Annotated in this window: 14 protein-coding genes; 3 read left to right on the top strand and 11 right to left on the bottom strand. The window is 65.4% G+C overall.

Going from position 1 to position 16,765, the window contains the following annotated elements; genetic code table 11:
- Positions 1-14: 14 nt before the first annotated feature.
- The 6 genes from R1T44_RS02880 to R1T44_RS02855 form a co-directional block, all read right to left on the bottom strand.
- Positions 15-1,277, bottom strand: coding sequence for a nickel/cobalt transporter (locus R1T44_RS02880; RefSeq protein WP_317292535.1), 1,263 nt, complete (start codon positions 1,275-1,277; stop codon positions 15-17).
- On the bottom strand, positions 1,267-2,028 hold the full coding sequence (locus tag R1T44_RS02875; protein WP_284892525.1) for a DUF1007 family protein: 762 nt from the start codon (positions 2,026-2,028) through the stop codon (positions 1,267-1,269). The genes R1T44_RS02880 and R1T44_RS02875 overlap by 11 nt, the downstream gene beginning before the upstream one ends.
- Positions 2,029-2,150: 122 nt before the next feature.
- On the bottom strand, positions 2,151-3,680 hold the full coding sequence (locus R1T44_RS02870; protein WP_317292534.1) for a sigma-54-dependent transcriptional regulator: 1,530 nt from the start codon (positions 3,678-3,680) through the stop codon (positions 2,151-2,153).
- Between the two features lie 16 nt (positions 3,681-3,696).
- Positions 3,697-5,853 carry a sensor histidine kinase gene (locus tag R1T44_RS02865; protein WP_317292533.1) on the bottom strand — a complete coding sequence of 719 codons (2,157 nt, stop codon included), beginning with the start codon at positions 5,851-5,853 and terminating at the stop codon, positions 3,697-3,699.
- Between the two features lie 139 nt (positions 5,854-5,992).
- Complete coding sequence (locus R1T44_RS02860; protein ID WP_043333222.1) at positions 5,993-6,430, bottom strand: hypothetical protein; 438 nt, start codon at positions 6,428-6,430, stop codon at positions 5,993-5,995.
- Entirely contained in the window at positions 6,430-6,978 is a 549-nt protein-coding gene (locus R1T44_RS02855) for a hypothetical protein (RefSeq protein ID WP_317292532.1), read from the bottom strand. Before R1T44_RS02855 ends, R1T44_RS02860 begins: the two co-directional genes overlap by 1 nt.
- 487 nt (positions 6,979-7,465) lie before the next feature.
- Between R1T44_RS02855 and R1T44_RS02850 the strand changes: the two genes are divergently transcribed.
- The 3 genes from R1T44_RS02850 to R1T44_RS02840 all read left to right on the top strand — a co-directional run bounded on the left by R1T44_RS02850 (position 7,466) and on the right by R1T44_RS02840 (position 11,619).
- On the top strand, positions 7,466-9,463 hold the full coding sequence (locus tag R1T44_RS02850; RefSeq protein ID WP_054555244.1) for a BCCT family transporter: 1,998 nt from the start codon (positions 7,466-7,468) through the stop codon (positions 9,461-9,463).
- Between the two features lie 364 nt (positions 9,464-9,827).
- Positions 9,828-10,307, top strand: a complete 480-nt coding sequence (locus R1T44_RS02845; RefSeq protein ID WP_043333228.1) for a Dps family protein — start codon at positions 9,828-9,830, stop codon at positions 10,305-10,307.
- A 199-nt stretch (positions 10,308-10,506) separates the two neighbouring features.
- Positions 10,507-11,619 (top strand): App1 family protein, encoded by a 1,113-nt coding sequence (locus tag R1T44_RS02840; RefSeq protein ID WP_317292531.1) that lies wholly within the window; start codon positions 10,507-10,509, stop codon positions 11,617-11,619.
- 124 nt (positions 11,620-11,743) lie between these two features.
- On the opposite strand, the gene R1T44_RS02835 is transcribed toward R1T44_RS02840, so the two are convergent.
- From R1T44_RS02835 to rmuC, 5 genes are all read right to left on the bottom strand, one after another.
- Positions 11,744-12,217 (bottom strand): DoxX family protein, encoded by a 474-nt coding sequence (locus R1T44_RS02835; protein WP_317292530.1) that lies wholly within the window; start codon positions 12,215-12,217, stop codon positions 11,744-11,746.
- Positions 12,218-12,294: 77 nt separating this feature from the next.
- A complete protein-coding gene (locus tag R1T44_RS02830) occupies positions 12,295-13,101 on the bottom strand; it encodes a DNA-binding domain-containing protein (RefSeq protein WP_317292529.1) in 807 nt (268 codons plus the stop codon).
- Positions 13,098-14,024 (bottom strand): MNIO family bufferin maturase, encoded by a 927-nt coding sequence (gene bufB, locus R1T44_RS02825; protein ID WP_303594628.1) that lies wholly within the window; start codon positions 14,022-14,024, stop codon positions 13,098-13,100. Before bufB ends, R1T44_RS02830 begins: the two co-directional genes overlap by 4 nt.
- Before the next feature lie 111 nt (positions 14,025-14,135).
- Positions 14,136-14,432 (bottom strand): BufA1 family periplasmic bufferin-type metallophore, encoded by a 297-nt coding sequence (locus R1T44_RS02820; protein ID WP_043333233.1) that lies wholly within the window; start codon positions 14,430-14,432, stop codon positions 14,136-14,138.
- A 345-nt stretch (positions 14,433-14,777) separates the two neighbouring features.
- A complete protein-coding gene (gene rmuC / locus R1T44_RS02815) occupies positions 14,778-16,682 on the bottom strand; it encodes a DNA recombination protein RmuC (RefSeq protein WP_317292528.1) in 1,905 nt (634 codons plus the stop codon).
- Between the last annotated feature and the right edge of the window lie 83 nt (positions 16,683-16,765).

The raw sequence follows: 16,765 nt of genomic DNA, 5'->3' as shown, positions 1-16,765 counted from the left end.
CGACGCCGCAGACCTCACTCGCCGCCTGAGCTCTGCCCTGAAGACCTCGGACCCAGAGGGCTCTGGAGGGAGGTGCCCGGTGCCGAGCGATCAAACGGCGAAGCACCGCGACCGGTGGGAGAGTCCAGCGCCTTGAGGCTGCTGGCGACCAGCAAAGCGCCAAAGACCGTGATGATGATGCCGCCGAGCAACCCGACCAGTGCCGCCCACGGCCACTGACGACGCGCGCGGCCGTCCGAGTGCGGCCCACCCAGGCGCGAGCCGGCCGCCGCCAGGCGTCCACTGGCCTTCATGATCAAGGTGGCCATCGCCACGCTGCCCACCGTCAGCGCGGTGCCCAATGACATCGCCAGCACCGCCAGTACCCCGCTGCCGACCATGTTCAGCGCCAGCGCGGCCAGCAAGACCAGAATCGCGCCGGAACACGGCCGCAGGCCGATCGCCAGCACCGCCATGCCCATGGTGCGCCAGTCGCCACTGGCCTGCTCCGCCGTCACGCCATGCGCATGGCCGCAGCCACAGTCATGCCCGTGTGAATGAGCGTGGCCGTGAGAGTGGGAGTGAGAGTGGGAGTGAGAGTGAGATTGAGAATGTGAGTGGTCGTGGCCAGGCGACGGCTCGAACGCCAGCCCCTGCATCGCTGGCGCCTGCGCCGCTCCCACGCCAGAGACAGGTTGTGCCCTGACAACACGCCATAGCGTGCGAACGGCGCGCCACAGCAGCAACAGCCCCAGCACCAGCACCCCGAGATGACTGAGCAGGGTGACCTTCTCGACCTGCCCGAGCACATCGCGCCCCGCCCAGTCGAGCAGCCCCGCCCCGAGACCGACCAGCACCAGCGCACTGACGCCCTGCAGCAAGGCCGCCAGCAGCGACAGCCACAGTGCACGCCGCCGAACGATGGGCTGACTGACCAGCAGCGTACTGATGACGACCTTGCCATGCCCGGGGCCCGCGGCATGCAGCACGCCATAGGCGAAGGACAGCCCGATCAGCGCCCAGGGCGTGCCGGGATGGGCGGCAAGCTCACTCATGGCGTGCCCCAGCGAGCGCTGGAAACGCGATTGCTCGGCAAAGACCCACCCCAGCGCCTCGCCCCAGCCCTGCACCAGGCTTGGCCAGAGCGCCATGCCCAGCACAAGCAGCCCGCAGCCGACCGCCAGCCAGCCGGCCAGGCGCCGCCCCCGCGACGAGGCCGGTTTCAGCAGGCCATCGCGCATGCCCTTGAGGCTCTTGATATCGCCAAGCCCGCCGGTGTCCTTCGGCTCACTGCTCATCAGCCACCTCACAGCTGACACTGCCGACCTCGGCGAAGTACTGGCCGAGATCCATCGGTGCGGTGGCGTTGATATCCAGCATCGAGGCCTCGGCGACCTTGGACGGGTCCGGGTCGGCCGGCGTGATGCCCGGCGTGCAGCTGAGCGCCGAGTCCTGCCCTTCCAGCCCGCTCACCACCAGCCCTTGCTGCACGGCGATGGCATCCGGGTCATGCAGAATCTCGATGTAATAGGTGGGGTCATAGATGCGATAACTGAGGGTATGGCCAGCCATCGCCACCGGCTCGGCCAGCGGCAGCTCCATCTGGAAGGCGACACGCTCGCCCTTGAGCCAGGTGGTCTGGCGCGTCGCCTTGCCAAGCGCTAAGGGTTCGCCGTCCAGCGTGGCATGGGTGTAGTAATCGAACTGCGACAGATTGGCCAGAATCTCGCTGCCCAGCACATCGAGGCGCTGCTCCATGCTGGTATCGTCCTCGAGCGCGGCCAGCTCCTGACGCAGCGTCAGACTGTAGAAGGGGTCGAGCAGCCAATACTGGCGCATCGCGACGGCCCGCCCCTGGTCATCGAGGCGCAGCGTCACCCGCAGATCGACCCAGCCATGCGGGTGGGCGGCGGCGGGCTGACTGACCACCAGGGTGCCCAGCATCAGCAACGGCGTCAGCCAGACCGCGGGGCGCAGGCTGTGACGAGACGGGAAACGCGCCAGCGCGGACGACAGCGCCGCCACCAGGCGATGAACAGCAACAGACATCGGGAAACTCCGGCAGAACGTCACGGGGACGACAGGAAGGGATTGGCAGGATGTTACTTCATGACAAAACGGGCGGCATCCCGACGCGGCCCGAGGACATCTTCGACAGGCTTTGATGGCGGTCAGTTCGCCGAATCATCATGGCCATGGCGAAAGTCTTCACGGCGCAGCCCGTATTTGTGCATCTTGAGATTGAGCGTACGCCGCGGCAGTGCCAGCTCTTCCAGCACCTGAGCGATGTTGCCGCGTGCACGGGTCAAGGCGGCGCGAATCAAGGTCGACTCGAACATCGCCACCTGTGCCGCCAGCCCATGCTCCTCGCTGCTCGCCAGCGCCTCGTCGCTCGCGCCATTGCCAATCTCGCCTGCGCCCTGCTCCGCTGAGGCGCTGACCGGCGCGGATGACTGCCGCGTCGTGGGCGATTCCCCCAGCACCACGCGGCGACTGGCGGCCTGGCGCAGCTGCCACAGATTGCCCGGCCAGTCCGCCGCCATCAATGCGGCCAGCTCACCGCTGGCGAAGGGTTGCGCCTCCACCTCATGCACCTCGGCGGCCTGACGACTGAAATGGGCCATCAGCAACGGGATGTCCTCGCGCCGCTCGCGCAGGGCGGGTGTCGTCAATTCGATCTCGGCCAGCGCATGCCCGAGAGTACGCGTCAGCGCCCCGCTTGCCATCACGTCGCCCACGCTGCATAGCGCGCTGCACACCAGCCGTGGCGCCTGACGGGCGCCGTCCTCACGCGCGGCGATCCAGCCATCCAGCCACTGCCATTGCGCGCCACTCAGGTGGTCCACCTCATGCAGCAGCAAGGTATTGGCCGCAGGGCATGCCGCAAGCGCATCCTCGATCGCGCTCGCCAGTGCCTCCGCGCCCTCTGCCCTGGCTTGCGACAGAGGCGCGCATTCCACTCGCGCCAGCAAGGCCGTCGCCGCCGTCGGCATGGCGGCAGTTGAGGGCGGCGCGTCAGCAGGCGGCGCATGCTCGGCCAGTGCCAGCGCCAGAGTGCTGCGCCCGCTGCCCGCCTCGCCGCTGATCCAGACGCGCGCCGGGTGCCCGCGCAACTCCAGCAGTCGCTCACGCAGCTGGCGAATCTGACGGCTCTCGCCCCGCAGCAGACCACTGAGGCCGCGCACGCTCAAGCGGCGGCGCAGGCGTTGGTTTTCATCACTCAGACGCCGCCCCGCCAGCGCCTGACGCAGCTTGAGCTCCAGCGCTTCGGGGTCAAACGGCTTCTCGATGAAATCGCGCGCGCCGCCCTGCATCGCGGCAACGGCCGTGGCGACATCGCCGTGACCGGTCATCATCAGCACCGGCAGCTCCGGCGCCTTTAGTGCAAGCCGCGCCAGCAGCGTCAGGCCATCCATGCCCGGCATGCGGATATCGCTGATCACCACGCTGACCGGCTCGGCGGCGGCCAAGGCTTCCAGCAGCGCCTCGGCGCGCGAGAAGCAGCGCAGGTGGATCTCGGCCAGCTCCAGCCACTGGGCAAGCGACTCACGCACCGCCGGATCGTCATCCACCAGCCATACCGGCGCCTCACGGGTCAGATCGCTGTCCTGCTGCAAGCGCAGCTCTGCCGGGTCCAGGCCCGTGGCGGCAAACTCCTCTGCGCCCTCGAAGCCATCGCTGTCGTGCGTATAGCCTGTCATTCGTGCGTATACCCCGTCATGTCACGGATTGCTGCCCGCTGCCTTGATGTTCGGTGCTTTCATGGCCAGTGCCTTCATGATCCGTGCCGTCGCCGTCATGCCCCGCTTCGGACGCCGGCGTGCGTAGCCACAGTTCGAAGCAGGCGCCGCCCAGCGCAGAGCTCTCAGCCAGCGAGGAGCCCTCAGCCAGTGAGGAGCCATCAGCCGGTTCAGACACAGAAGCGCCATCGGCCAGACGCAGCAGGCCACCGAGGTCGCGCGCCAGGCCATAACTCAGAAACAGCCCCATCCCCATACCCTCGCCGACCTCACGCGTGGTGGTGAAGGGATCGAACAGCGTGGCACGCAGCGCAGGGTCGATGCCGGGGCCGTTGTCCTCGATGCGCAGACATCCGCCCGGCTGCCCCTCGAGGCTGGCCACTGCCGGCCAGGCCTGCCAACTGAGGCGCAGCCGCGGGGCCGCGCGCTTGTCATCCGGCGCATCGCTCTGCTGATCGGTCTGTTGTTCGGTCTGCTGTGCTCTCTGCTCCCCTTCCAGCGCATCGAGCGCATTGCGGATCAGGTTGGTCAGCAACTGCTCGAGACGCACCTGCTCGCCCATCACGATGATGTCTCGGGGCAGCGCGTCCCGCTCCACCGTCAGGTCGAGGGCGGTGACTCGCTCGGCGAGCAGTTCCAGCGCGAAGTCGATGCGCGGCGCCAGCGCCAGGGCGACGGGCGCCTGCTGACTGGCCGGGCGCACGAAGACCCGCAACTGGCGAATCATGTCGGCCAGACGCTCTGACAGCTCACTGATGCGCGTGAAGTTGCTGGCGGCGGATTCGGCGGCACGCGCGGTCAGCTCGGGGCGCGTTGCGGCGGAGGCGATGCCCCGCGCCAGCATTTTGCCGCCGCTGGCGGCGTAGGTGCGAATGCCGACCAGCGGCTGATTGAGCTCATGGGCGATACCGGCCGCCATGGTGCCCAGCGCGGCCAGCTTGCCGGCCTGCACCAGCTCGTCACGCGTGGCCTCGAGTTCGCGCGAGCGCTGGGCGACCCGCTCTTCGAGGCGCTCGTTGATCTCGCGCATCATCACCGCTTCACGCCGAATCAGCCCCAGGCGCGCCTGTCGCTCGCGCATCCACAGCGCCATCATCGCCAGCCCCAGGATCACGGCGAGCCCGACCAGCACCACATTGCGCGCCTGAATATAGAGTGGCCGCAGCGGCATCAGAAAATGCAGCTGCCAGCCCAACGGCCCGCTGGCCAGCGACTCATCCAGATAGCGCTGGCCCATCGCCGCCGTCGGCAGCCGCGCGATCTCCGACGCCGCCAGTTCGTGGTTGTCGCCCAGCACCAGGCTGCCGTCCTCCAGCTCCCGCGACAGTGGTGTCAGCGGCGCCCCGCGAAACTGCTGCTGTGCCCGAATGCTGTCCAGCGCCTGCGGCTCGATCGCCTCCAGCGCGCGATACTTCCAGTTACGCCGCGAGGCCAGCAGCACGATGCGATTGGCATCGGCGAGCAGCACCGTCTCCCCCGCCTGGCGCCAGGTATCCTCCAGCGCCTCCAGCGAGACCTTGACCACCATGACGCCCAGCGGCTCGCCCTCGGCCCCCAGTACCGGCGCCGAGACGAAATAGCCGGGACGCCCGGTGGTATTGCCGACGGCGAAGAATTCACCGCGTCCGCGCGCCAGGGCATCGATGAAGTAGGGGCGGTAGTCGTAGCGATAGCCGACGAAGCTGTCTGACTCATCGAAGTTGCTCGCGGCGACGGTCATGCCGTCGCGGTCGGTCAGGAAGATGGCCGCCGCGCCGGAGGCACGCGCGACACGCCGCAGATGCTGGTTGAGATCACTGCTCGAACCGAGGGGAGCGGCGACACTGGCGGCGTCGCGTTCGTCTGAGGGGATAACAGGCGGCGTTGCCGCAGGCGGAACGCCCTGCTCGCCAAGGGCGATACGCACACGGGCCTGGCGCGCCAGCAATTCCGGCAGCCACTGGAAGCGCGACAACTCGGCATTCAGGGTGCTGGCGTAGAAATTCAGGCGAGTCGCGGCGTGCTGGCGGGCATCACGCTCGCCGCGCGCCAGCTCCCAATGCCAGAGTGCAAACAAGGCCATCAGCCCGGCCAGCAGACTGGCCGAGAGCGCCAACCAGGCCAGACGCCGACGGCGCAGAGCACTCAGCGTCATGGTCCATCACACCGCGCGAGCGCGGGCTCGCTCGGGCTCCGGCACTGCTCGCCTGCAAAGTGGTGGGCAAGGCCAGAGAGGCGACGCCGAGGGCCGCCTCGTGGGGTTGTCATGCGTGGGGTTGGCATGCGCGGGGCGGTCACGGCGCGCCGATCACCGGCACGGTGCGCGCATCCAGAGCCACGGCGACCTCCACCAGCAGGTTGTCGAGGCGGCCCGGCGCGATATCCGCACCATTGCTGTCACCGCTCACGCTGAGACGAATCTGGCCGTTGACCTCGCTCACCCAGGCTTCCAGCGCAAGCGGCGGCCGGGCAGCGTAGCTGGCGTCGAGGCGCTCGAGGTCCGGGTCTGCGCGCTCGATGATGAAGCCACGCTCCGCCAGCGTCGTCAGCAGGGTGACGAAGACCTGCTGGGAGGTCAGGGTGCCGCTGTTGGGGGCGATCACCGCGGTGCGCGAGTCCGGCGCATGGGTCGGCTGATTCATGCAGCCACCCAGCACCAGCAGGCCGGCGAGCAGCGTCGCGAGCCCCAGACGTTGCCATAGCGAGCGTGGAGATGCCTTGCGCATGTTCATCAGCGAACCTCCCGTGGATCACGACCCGCCAGCGCAGCCTGCAGCTGACGCTCGATCTGGCGGCAGCTGTCGCTGTCATTGTGAGGACGGGCATCGATGACGTAGCCGCCCTGATTGATGACCTGCTCATCGCGGATCACGCGCACGCGCTCATCCGGCGCGACCAGCGAGATACGCTCGAAGCTGATCGGGTCATCGCGGAAGGTGTCATTGCCGACGCCCACGCCGAAATCAATGCCCGCCGCGACGCCATAGCCCACCGAGAAGCCGATGCGCGAGCCGAAGGGCCCATCGATCGCGCCCAGCCCCGGCTGGTCCACCTTGCGCTCACCCGTCACCACGCCCAGCGCCTGTTCGCTCTCGCGGATCTTGTAGCCACGGGCCTCGACGACCTGCGCCGCGGCACGCAACCACTGATTGGCATCGCCCTCACGCGGGAAGATGCAGGCTTCGGGCAGGCCAGCGCTGTCATTCGCGGCCAGCGGGTCCTTGCCGGACAGGGCCGAGCAGCCGCTCAGCAGCACCAGCCCCACTGCGAGCAGTGTCATGCGCGGCAGTCGCGAGAGCGCTGACGTGTCAGCCACGCTTGGCCGCGTGGGAAATTCGGGAAGTCGATGGAGCATGCGAACGTCTCCGGTCAGCCACTTGAGCCGGCGCGACATCACGATTTTCACACCATGAGACACACCAGAGGCACTAGACTGACACATAAGTCTTGTAGGGTTTCTGCATAATTATGGTATCGAGACAGCGGGATACCCTGGATGCAGGAAGCCTCATCTTAGCGCCCAGCCATGCCAGCGCCTACCGTATCCAGCACCCGACAATGCAAGCCAAGACCGTACCGCCATTGCCATTTCGCACGATGTTCACGCAACGCCAGCACTGTCAGGGCCGCTCGCTCGGCGCGCAAACCGCTGGTCAGCGCGCGCAACACTGGTTACATATGGAAACGATATCGCGCGGACAACTCACGACGCTACAGGTTCAATAAGTTACCATTATCGACGAATAGGCAATCAGGGAGAGAAATTTATGTCAGAAAATGCCGACCAGCCCACGGTCGCCAAGATCAATCCGCCAGTCTTCTTCGGCTCCGCCGTCGTGATTCTGGCGTTCGTGATCTTCACGGTCGCCATGCCGGATACCGCGCAGACCGCCTTCGGTCATGTCCAGACCTGGATCATCGACACCGTCGGCTGGTTCTACCTGCTGGCCATGGGCGTGTTCGTGATCTTCACGCTGGGTCTCGCCTTCTCGAGCTATGGCGACATCAAGCTGGGGCCAGACCATTCCGAGCCTGATTTCAGCTACGGCTCCTGGTTCGCGATGCTGTTTTCCGCGGGCATGGGCATCGGCCTGATGTTCTACGGCGTTGCCGAGCCTGTCTTCCACTTCACTGCGCCTCCGGTCGGCGATGCCGGCACCGTCGAGGCCGCGCGTGAAGCCATGAAGACCACCTTCTTCCACTGGGGCATCCACGCCTGGGGCGTCTATGCCGTGGTGGCGCTGGCGCTGGCCTACTTCAGCTTCCGCCACAACCTGCCGCTGCGCATCAGCTCTGCGCTGTACCCGCTGATCGGCAAGCGCATCCATGGCCCGATCGGCCATGCCGTCGATATCTTCGCCGTCTTCGGCACCATGTTCGGGGTCGCGACCTCGCTGGGTCTGGGCGTGCTGCAGGTCAGCTCCGGTCTGCATTACCTGTTCGATATCGACAACGACCTGACCACCCAGATCATCCTGATCGCCATCATCACCTGTCTGGCGACCGTTTCCGTGGTCATGGGTCTGGACGGCGGCATCCGTCGTCTCTCCGAACTGAACCTTGGTCTGGCACTGGCGCTGATGCTGTTCGTGCTGTGCGTGGGTCCGACCATCTTCCTGCTGCAGACGCTGATCCAGAACATCGGTGGCTACCTCAGCGAAGTGGTCGACAAGACCTTCAACATGTTCGCCTATATCCCCGAAGATGGCCCGTCCAAGTGGCTGGGTGGCTGGACCCTGTTCTACTGGGGCTGGTGGATCGCGTGGTCCCCGTTCGTGGGCATGTTCATCGCACGCGTCTCGCGTGGCCGCACCATCCGTGAATTCGTCTACGGCGTGCTGTTCGTGCCGATGGGCTTCACCTTCCTGTGGCTGACCTTCTTCGGCGACAGCGCCCTGCACATGCTGCTGACCGATACCGCGGGCAACCTGGCAGAAGCGGTCTCCGCCGATGCATCCGTGGCACTGTTCAAGTTCCTGGAGCTGTTCCCGTTCGGTAGCATCACCTCCATGCTGGCCACCCTGCTGGTGGTGACCTTCTTCGTCACCTCCTCGGATTCCGGCTCGCTGGTCATCGACATGCTGACCTCCAAGGAAGGTGACGAATCTCCGGTCTGGCAGCGTGTCTTCTGGGCCTTCTCCGAAGGTTTCGTCGCCGTGGCGCTGCTGATGGCGGGTGGCCTGGGCGCTCTGCAGACCGCCTCGCTGGCCTCTGCCCTGCCGTTCGCGATCATCCTGATGTTCGTCTGCTATGGCCTGCTCAAGGCACTGCGTCTCGAGGGCGTCAAGCAACGCTCCATGCAGCACCTGAGCAACACGCCGGGCCACACCGCCGGTGGCGCACGCAGCTGGCAGAAGCGCGTCCAGACCCTGGTCGAGACGCCGCGCCAGAAGAACGTCGAGCAGTACCTGATCAACACCGTCACGCCGGCACTGGCGGATGTCGCGAAGGAATTCGAGGCCCAGGGCCTGGATACTCGCGTCAATGACGAGGAAGACCGCAGCTATCTGCAGGTCAGCCACGGCGAGGAAGTCGACTTCGTCTACGGTGTGCGAGTGCGCGAATACGCTGCACCGGCCTTCGCGCTGCGCAACGTCAAGCGCAAGGGCACCAGCGACGTGGAACGCCATTACCGCGCCGAGGTCTTCCTGCGTGAAGGTGGCCAGACCTATGACGTCATGGGTTACACCAAGGAGCAGGTGATCGGCGACGTGCTGGACCAGTACGAGAAGCACATGCACTTCCTGCACATGGCGCGCAACTGACGCCTGAGCGTTGCAGAAGTGATGACAGCTGATGACATGGCTGTCGCAAAGGCCCCGCCCCGTGCGGGGCCTTTGCGTATGTGGCCGGAATCAGAAGGTCCGAGCCGACGACATTGGCTGCAATATCCGTATGCGACCTTGAAAAGCGCGTGCGCGCACCACATCTCTTACCAGGCATTCATCTACGGCTTGAGGGTGGTGCGCCGGCGACGATAGGGGTGGCCGATGAGGGCGATACAGTGAATTCGTTACCCTGCATCCCGCCCAGCCTCTACACTGGTGGCATACTGGCAGCACGGCTCGCCACCTGCATCTCCACTTTCCCCACAATGCCGTTCACTTCACATTTTCCAGGAGAGTCTTCATGTCCAACGATACCAATGCCATCGGCCTGCACACTGCCAGCGCCACTCAGCTGGCCGAGCACCTCAACATCCTGCTGGCCAACTACCAGACCTTCTACATGAATGCCCGTGGCTACCACTGGAACGTGAAGGGCAACCAGTTCTTCGAGCTGCACGTGAAGTTCGAGGAAACCTACACCGACCTGCTGACCAAGGTCGACGAGATCGCCGAGCGTATCCTGACTCTGGGTCACGAGCCGCTGCACGCCTACAGTGACTACGCGCGTGTCGCCACCATCAAGGAAGACACCCACGTCAGCGACGGCACGGCTTGCGTCAAGGGCCTGCTGACCGGTTACAAGTCCCTGATCGAACTGCAGCGCGAGATCATGTCCGTCGCGTCTGACGCCGACGATGAAGGTACCGCTTCACTGGTCGGTGACTACATCCGCGAGCAGGAAAAGACCGTGTGGATGCTGTCCGCCTACCTGGGCGAGTAAGCGCTCAAGCCAATGCAGCGCCAGGACATGTCAGTGCGGATCTCTGATGCTGCTGTCTGACGCTGTACTTGACTGACACTGGGCCGCGAGGCATTCGCGCAGTGTGAACGCCGCCTTTCGACCCTGCACACGCGGGACTCGAAAGGCGGCGTTGTCATGTGGCCATGAAGGCCCGCCAAATACCGACCAGGAGGGTTGCATGTCACTGCCGCTGACACGTCTGCTACGCAAGCTGCTGCATGTGGCTGCCAAGCCCATGCGCCACGCCCAGGGCAAGGATGGCTACGTCATTCACGCCTATCGTGGCTACGGCTCGCACAGCGAAGCCTTTCTGATGGGGCGCATCTTCCGCCAGCCCGGCTCACGCAGCCAGCTGGCTCCCGGCGCCGGGCGCGACCTGATGGATGTCGGTCGTCGCATGCTGCGCTGGGGCAAGAGCGGCGTCGAAGTAGAGGTCGCGCTGGGGGACAACCGCACCACCGCCATCACCGACCGCGATGGCTACTTCAGCGTACATCTGCCGCTCGATGAGCCGCTGGAGCACCAGGGCCAGTGGCATACCGCCCGCATCACCGCGTGTCCGCCGAAGCAGCCCCCGGTGGAAGGCGAGGCGCAGGTCTATCTGCCGCCCATCACCACACGCCTCGGGGTGATCAGCGATATCGACGACACCGTGATGTACACCGGTGTCGCCAACAAGCTCAAGATGCTTTACCGCCTGTTCATCGAATCCGCCGAGCGGCGCACCGCCTTCCCCGGCGTGGCCGCGCTCTATCAGGCGCTTCATGAGGGTGATGATGGCCAGCAGCAGCGCCCGCTGCTCTATGTGTCGCGTGGTCCGTGGAGTATCTACGAGATGCTGGAGGTTTTCTTCCAGCACAACCGCATTCCGGTCGGGCCGATCCTGTTCCTGCGCGAGTGGGGCCTGACGCTGCAACGCCCGCTGCCCAGACGCTCCGAAGACCACAAGCAGGCGCTGATCGAGAAGATGCTCGGCCTGTATGACGAGATGCAGTTCCTGCTTATCGGCGACAGCGGCCAGCATGACCCGGAAGTCTACGCCGAGGTCGTGCGCCGCTATCCCGGTCGCATCTGCGCGATCTACATTCGCCAGATAGGCGATTCGGACTCGCGCAAGGCCGAGCTGGACCGGCTCGGCGAGGAGCTGGCTGCCCTCGGCTGCGTGATGCTGTTGAGCACCGATAGCCTCGACATGGCGCACCACGCGCATGCCAACGGCTACATCGATGCCGCCAGCGTCGAGATGGTACGTGCCGAGATCGAGCATCAACTCGCCGACGAGCCGGCCTGAGCGCCTCGATAGCCAGCGGATAGATAGCTGGCAATAGAACGCAAGACGGAGACCCTGGGGTCTCCGTCTTGCGTTGTGCGCGACTGATATGAGCCTCACCGAACGACTCTGCCGAATGACGGCCTCAGGCGATGCGTGAGCGAATCAGCTGATCGAGCGACAGGCGTCCCGGGCCTTGCAGTACCAGCACCAGCAGGCTGGACAACCACAGGCCATGAGTGACCCAGGCTTCCGGATACACGAATAGCTGAATGGTCAGTGTCATGAGGGCCAGCCCCAGTGCCGCGAAGCGAGCCCCCAGTCCCAGCCACAGCATCAGCGGGAACAGGTGCTCGGCGATGGTCGCCAGCCAGGCGGCCAGCACTGGCGACACCAGCGGCAGGCCATATTCATACTCGAACAGAAAGAAGGTGCTCTCCTTGATCGAGAAGCCGTCGACCTTGGTCTGCGCCGACATGAAGAATACCGCGCCGACGATGACGCGCATCAGGATCAGCACCGCATCCATGCGCAGGTTTTCCAGCCAGACGAACACTTTCAGGACCTGCCCCGTCACACCGGCACGAACCGCAGGCGTCGTTGATGATTCAAGGCTCATGATGAGGCCTCCTCAAGGGTGCGCCAGGGCGCTAAAAAGGGGAATGATTGGCTTGTAATGACCTGCTTGATGCGCGACTAATCCAGCGCCAGGAACACACCGCTTGCCAGCAATGGAGCCAGTAACTGCCCCAGCTCCTGCTCGGGGTGCTCGTCCGCGAGCCGCGCTGCCGCGTCCGCCAGCGTCTGCCCCGCCAGCAGCAGTTCGAGCAGCAAGGCAGCGGCCTCGCACAGCACCGTGACCTGCACCTCCTGCGCCGGGCGCGTGATCAAGATCCGCTCCGGCCGCGCGATATCCAGCCCTTCAAGCGTCGCGTCGGCATGCTGATGGCGCTGCCAGATCTCGAGCACCGCATGCTCCAGGTGCAGCAGACAAGCCGCGGGGTGCGCCGAGAACCTGAGCTCCATCACCGCCTCCGGCGGCAATCCCGACAGCTGGGTCGGCACCAGGGCTTCGGCGTCCGCCGCGTGATAGGCCACCAGGCGAGCGGCCTCGAAGCGGGCCAGGTCCACCGCATAGAACGGCAGCTGAGCGGCCGACACCTGACGCGTCTCGACCAGCGTGGTCAGGGTCGTGTGCAGAGTCTCGGCAAGCCCGGCCCCGTACTCCATCATCAGCGGTGAGCGCGGCAGATGCTGGCGGGAATGATCGTGGGCCAGGGCCGCAAAGAAGCGCTCGCCCACCACCTGACGGGTCACCGGATAGGCCTCTTCCAGCGCACTGATCAGGCTGGCCCAGACATTGTTGCGATAGACATCGAGGCGCTGCTGATGGCCTGCCTCGATACCCAGAAGCGCAGCATCGGGCTGGGTGAGTGCTTCGATGAAGGCGCGCTGCCAGTCGGGCTGGCGCTCAGCGCTGGCATGCCGCTCGAGAGAGGTCATTGGCCGCCCTCCATGCCGGAGCGCGTCAGCTGCTGCGCCCGTGTGCTGTGCAGCAACGCCTGAGCGCGCGTGGTCTGCCCCAGCAAGACCTCCAGCGCCGGCACCTGGGTGTCCCACTCAATCAGCGTCGGACGCGGCCCGATGCGATTGATGAAGTCGGCATACAGCGCCCAGACCTCATCGCAGACCGGCGCGCCATGATTGTCGATCAACAGACCTTCACGCGTGTCCTCGCCATGCCCCGCCAGATGGATCTCCCCGACGGCGTGGCCCGGAATGGATTCCAGCCAGGCCGCGGGATCGATCCCGATGTTGTGCGCCGAGACGAAGACATTGTTGACGTCGATCAACAGACCGCAGCCACTGCGCTCGACCAGGCGAGTGAGGAAATGCGTCTCGGGAATCAGTTCCGCCCCCAGCTCGCGTGCATCGAAACGCAGATAGTGGGCGGGATTCTCGATCAATACCTGACGGCCCAGGGTGTCCTGCAACTGCATCAGGTTATCGCTGACCCGTGCCAGCATCGCGTCTGTCAGCGGTACCGGCAGCAGGTCGTTGTAGAAGTGGCCACTATGGCCGGCCCAGGCCAGGTGTTCTGACACGCTGGTGGGCGGGTGACGCTCGCAGAGCGTTCTGAGACGCGCCAGATGCGTGGCATCCAGCGGGCGCTCCGATGCCAGCGACAGGCCGACACCATGAATCGAGAGCGGATACTCCTGCAACGCATCCAGCCGGGCATGGGGTGCCCCGCCGGCGCCCATGTAGTTCTCGGCATGAATCTCGAGAAACCCCAGCGCCGGACGCGACGACATCAGCTCACGCACATGCTGCGCCTTGAGGCTGATGCCGACGGCCATCTCGTCGAGGGACGGATAGGCCGTACCGAAATCCGGACTGCCGGAGGAAGGGGATGGCTGATGCATGAAGACCTCTCGAGGCGGCGAACGTCCGGTGGCGGCGTGGCGCCAGGCCACCGGACGTCAAGTTCGGGGGGGATGCTCGGGAAAGCCCGAGCCAGCCCCGAGGCGTGATGCTTACTTGATCTCTTCCAGGCTGCCGGTGCCATTCGGCGTCTCGATGGAGGTGCAGGTGCCTTCCGGAACCAGCTTCCAGGCATTGCCCTGATAATCGACGGTGGAAGTCCCGGCACACGAAGTGCCCGGGCCAGCGGCGCAGTCATTCTCACCGGCCAGCGACACGCCGTAGCACTTTTCCATGCCCGCCGCGTGGGCCGGGAGGGAGACGACAGCGGTAGACAGAGCGACAGCGGTTCCGAGTGCGGAGGCCAGGGCAAAAGCGGTCTTGGCGGACTTGTTCGTCTTGGTAGACATGGGCACATCTCCTGAGAAAATGCTCTTTAATGAGCCAAACGTTATTTATCTATCACTTTCGCCCCTGCGCTGCGGGCTCAATCCAACTTACGGGGGGCTTGGGGAGATGGATGCAGAAAAATCGAAATTCTTGCCGCGACTCGACAATATCGCGCTGACCGCACTCCCCTCATCGCATGCGGAAACGATACCCCGCGCTTGCGTTGACCTCGCCATGCAAACGCCAGCGGCCCCATATAGGGGCCGCTGACGTCGACTGTCATCTGCTGTCTGAGGGCATGTCGCGACGTCTGTTATAACGTCAGTCGCAACGGCTGCCTGCAGTGCTGCAGGCGATGAGGGCGATCAGCTATCGCCCTGCCACTTGCGCTCCATGAGCTCCCAACGCGAGAGCGACGCAGGCGCCTGCCCTGCCTCGGCGTCCAGTGTCTCTGTGTCCAATGCCTCGGCATCCGGTGCTTCGGCACCCGGTGCTTCGGCGCCCGGTGCTTCGGCGCCCGGCGCTCCGGCGACATCCTGGCCTTCTCTGGCTGCCGCTTCTTCACTGGCCGCCGCCTCTTCACTGGCAGACGGCTCGGGCGCGGCCTGGCGATCAAGCGCCGACGGCGCGGATGTCGGCGGCTGATCCAGCGCCTGCTCGGGTTGATGCAGGGTGTCGCGCGACTGGCGCACCAGCGCTTCCGGCAGTGGCTTCTTCATGCGCGCGCCGAGCTCCAGCAGCTCCTCGGCACGGCTGATCAGGTTGCCGCGCCCGCTGGCCAGCCGCTTCATGGCAGTATCATGCGCCTCACGCGTGCGTCCCAGCTGAGTGCCCAGCTCCTCGAGGGATTCGGCGAGCCCCCGGAACTTGTCGAGCAGCGCCCCGGCGCGTTCCCCGATCACGCGCGCATTGTCGTTCTGACGTTCCAGACTCCACAGACTCGCCACGGTGCGCAGGCTGGCCAGCAAGGTGGTCGGCGTCACCATCACCACGCCCTGGGTGAAGGCGTCCTGGAACAGGCTGTCATCGTGTTCGAAGGCCAGCGCGAAGGCCGGCTCCATCGGCAGGAACAGGAACACGAAGTCCGGCGAGCCCAGCCCCTCGATGGCGGGATAGTTGCGCCGCGCAAGCCCAGTGACATGGCCACGCACCGAGGTCAGATGCGCACGCAGCGCGCGGGCGCGCGTCACATCGTCCTCGGCGTTGACGTACTCGGTGTAGGCGGTCAGCGAGACCTTGGCATCGATGATCAGGTGCTTGTTGTCCGGCAGGTAGACGATGGCATCCGGACGCTGACGACCGCCCTCGCCGGTGAATGACACCTCGCGCTTGAACTCGATGCCATCACGCAGGCCGGAGCGCTCCAGCACGGTCTCCAGAATCATCTCGCCCCAGTTGCCCTGCATCTTGCTGTCGCCCTTGAGCGCCCGCGACAGATTGGCCGCCTCCTCGGTGATCTGGCGGTTGAGCCCCGCCAGCTGGTCGAGCTGACTCTTGAGACTGGTTCGCTCACGCACCTCCTCGCCATGCAGCTGCTCGAGGCGCTGACGGAAGTCGCCGACCTGCTCACGAAACGGCTTGAGCAGCTGCTCGAGCTGGGCACCACTGGCGGCGGTGAAGCGCTGCTGGCGCTCCTCGAACACCTTGCCCGCCAGCTGCTCGAATTCCTGACTCAAGCGCTCGCGCGAGTCGTTGAGCAATGCCAGCTGCTGCTCGTGATGGCTGGCCTCCTGACGCTGGCGCGTCACCAGCGAGGCATGTGTCTCGCGCAGCTCGGCGTAGCGCTCGCTCAGTGTCTCGAGACGCTCTTCACGCTCCAGCAGCTGCGCCTCCAGCACTTCCTGCTGGCGGGTCAGGCTGCGTGCCAGCGTCTGCTGCTCACTCAGGGCGCGTGACTGTTCATCCAGGCGCCCCTGCAGCGATTCGCGCAGCGTGGCGAGCTGCTCCGTCAGCGCATCACGCGCCTGGCGCGCCTCCTCCAGCGACTGGCTCAGGTAGCGTTGCTGCTGCTCCGCCTGCTGCCCATCCAGTGCGGCACGTTGCTCGATCAAGCCCGCCCGCTGCTCGGCCTGTTGCTGGCGCTCACGCGACTCGTCCAGCGAGGCCTGCCACGCTTGCTGCATCGACTGCTGCTCCTCCTCACTGCTTTCCTGCAGCGCATGGAGCTGCTCGCGGCTTCGCCGCCAACCCAGCCCCAGGGCCAACGACAGCATCAACAGCACGCCGACCAGCAACCACATCACGGCGGAAGATTCAGAAAGCAGCGACATCGGGCACTCCATGGCCTGTGAAAACGCAGCGGGGTCACCCCCCTTGAAAGTCAGTATCGCGCATCCATGTCTTGAGTGTCAGG

It is taken from the genome of Cobetia amphilecti (genome assembly GCF_032923285.1).
GTDB classification, from domain to species: domain Bacteria; phylum Pseudomonadota; class Gammaproteobacteria; order Pseudomonadales; family Halomonadaceae; genus Cobetia; species Cobetia amphilecti.
The sequence above is the reverse complement of the archived record's forward strand: the minus strand, read 5'-3'. Positions and strand labels throughout refer to the sequence as shown.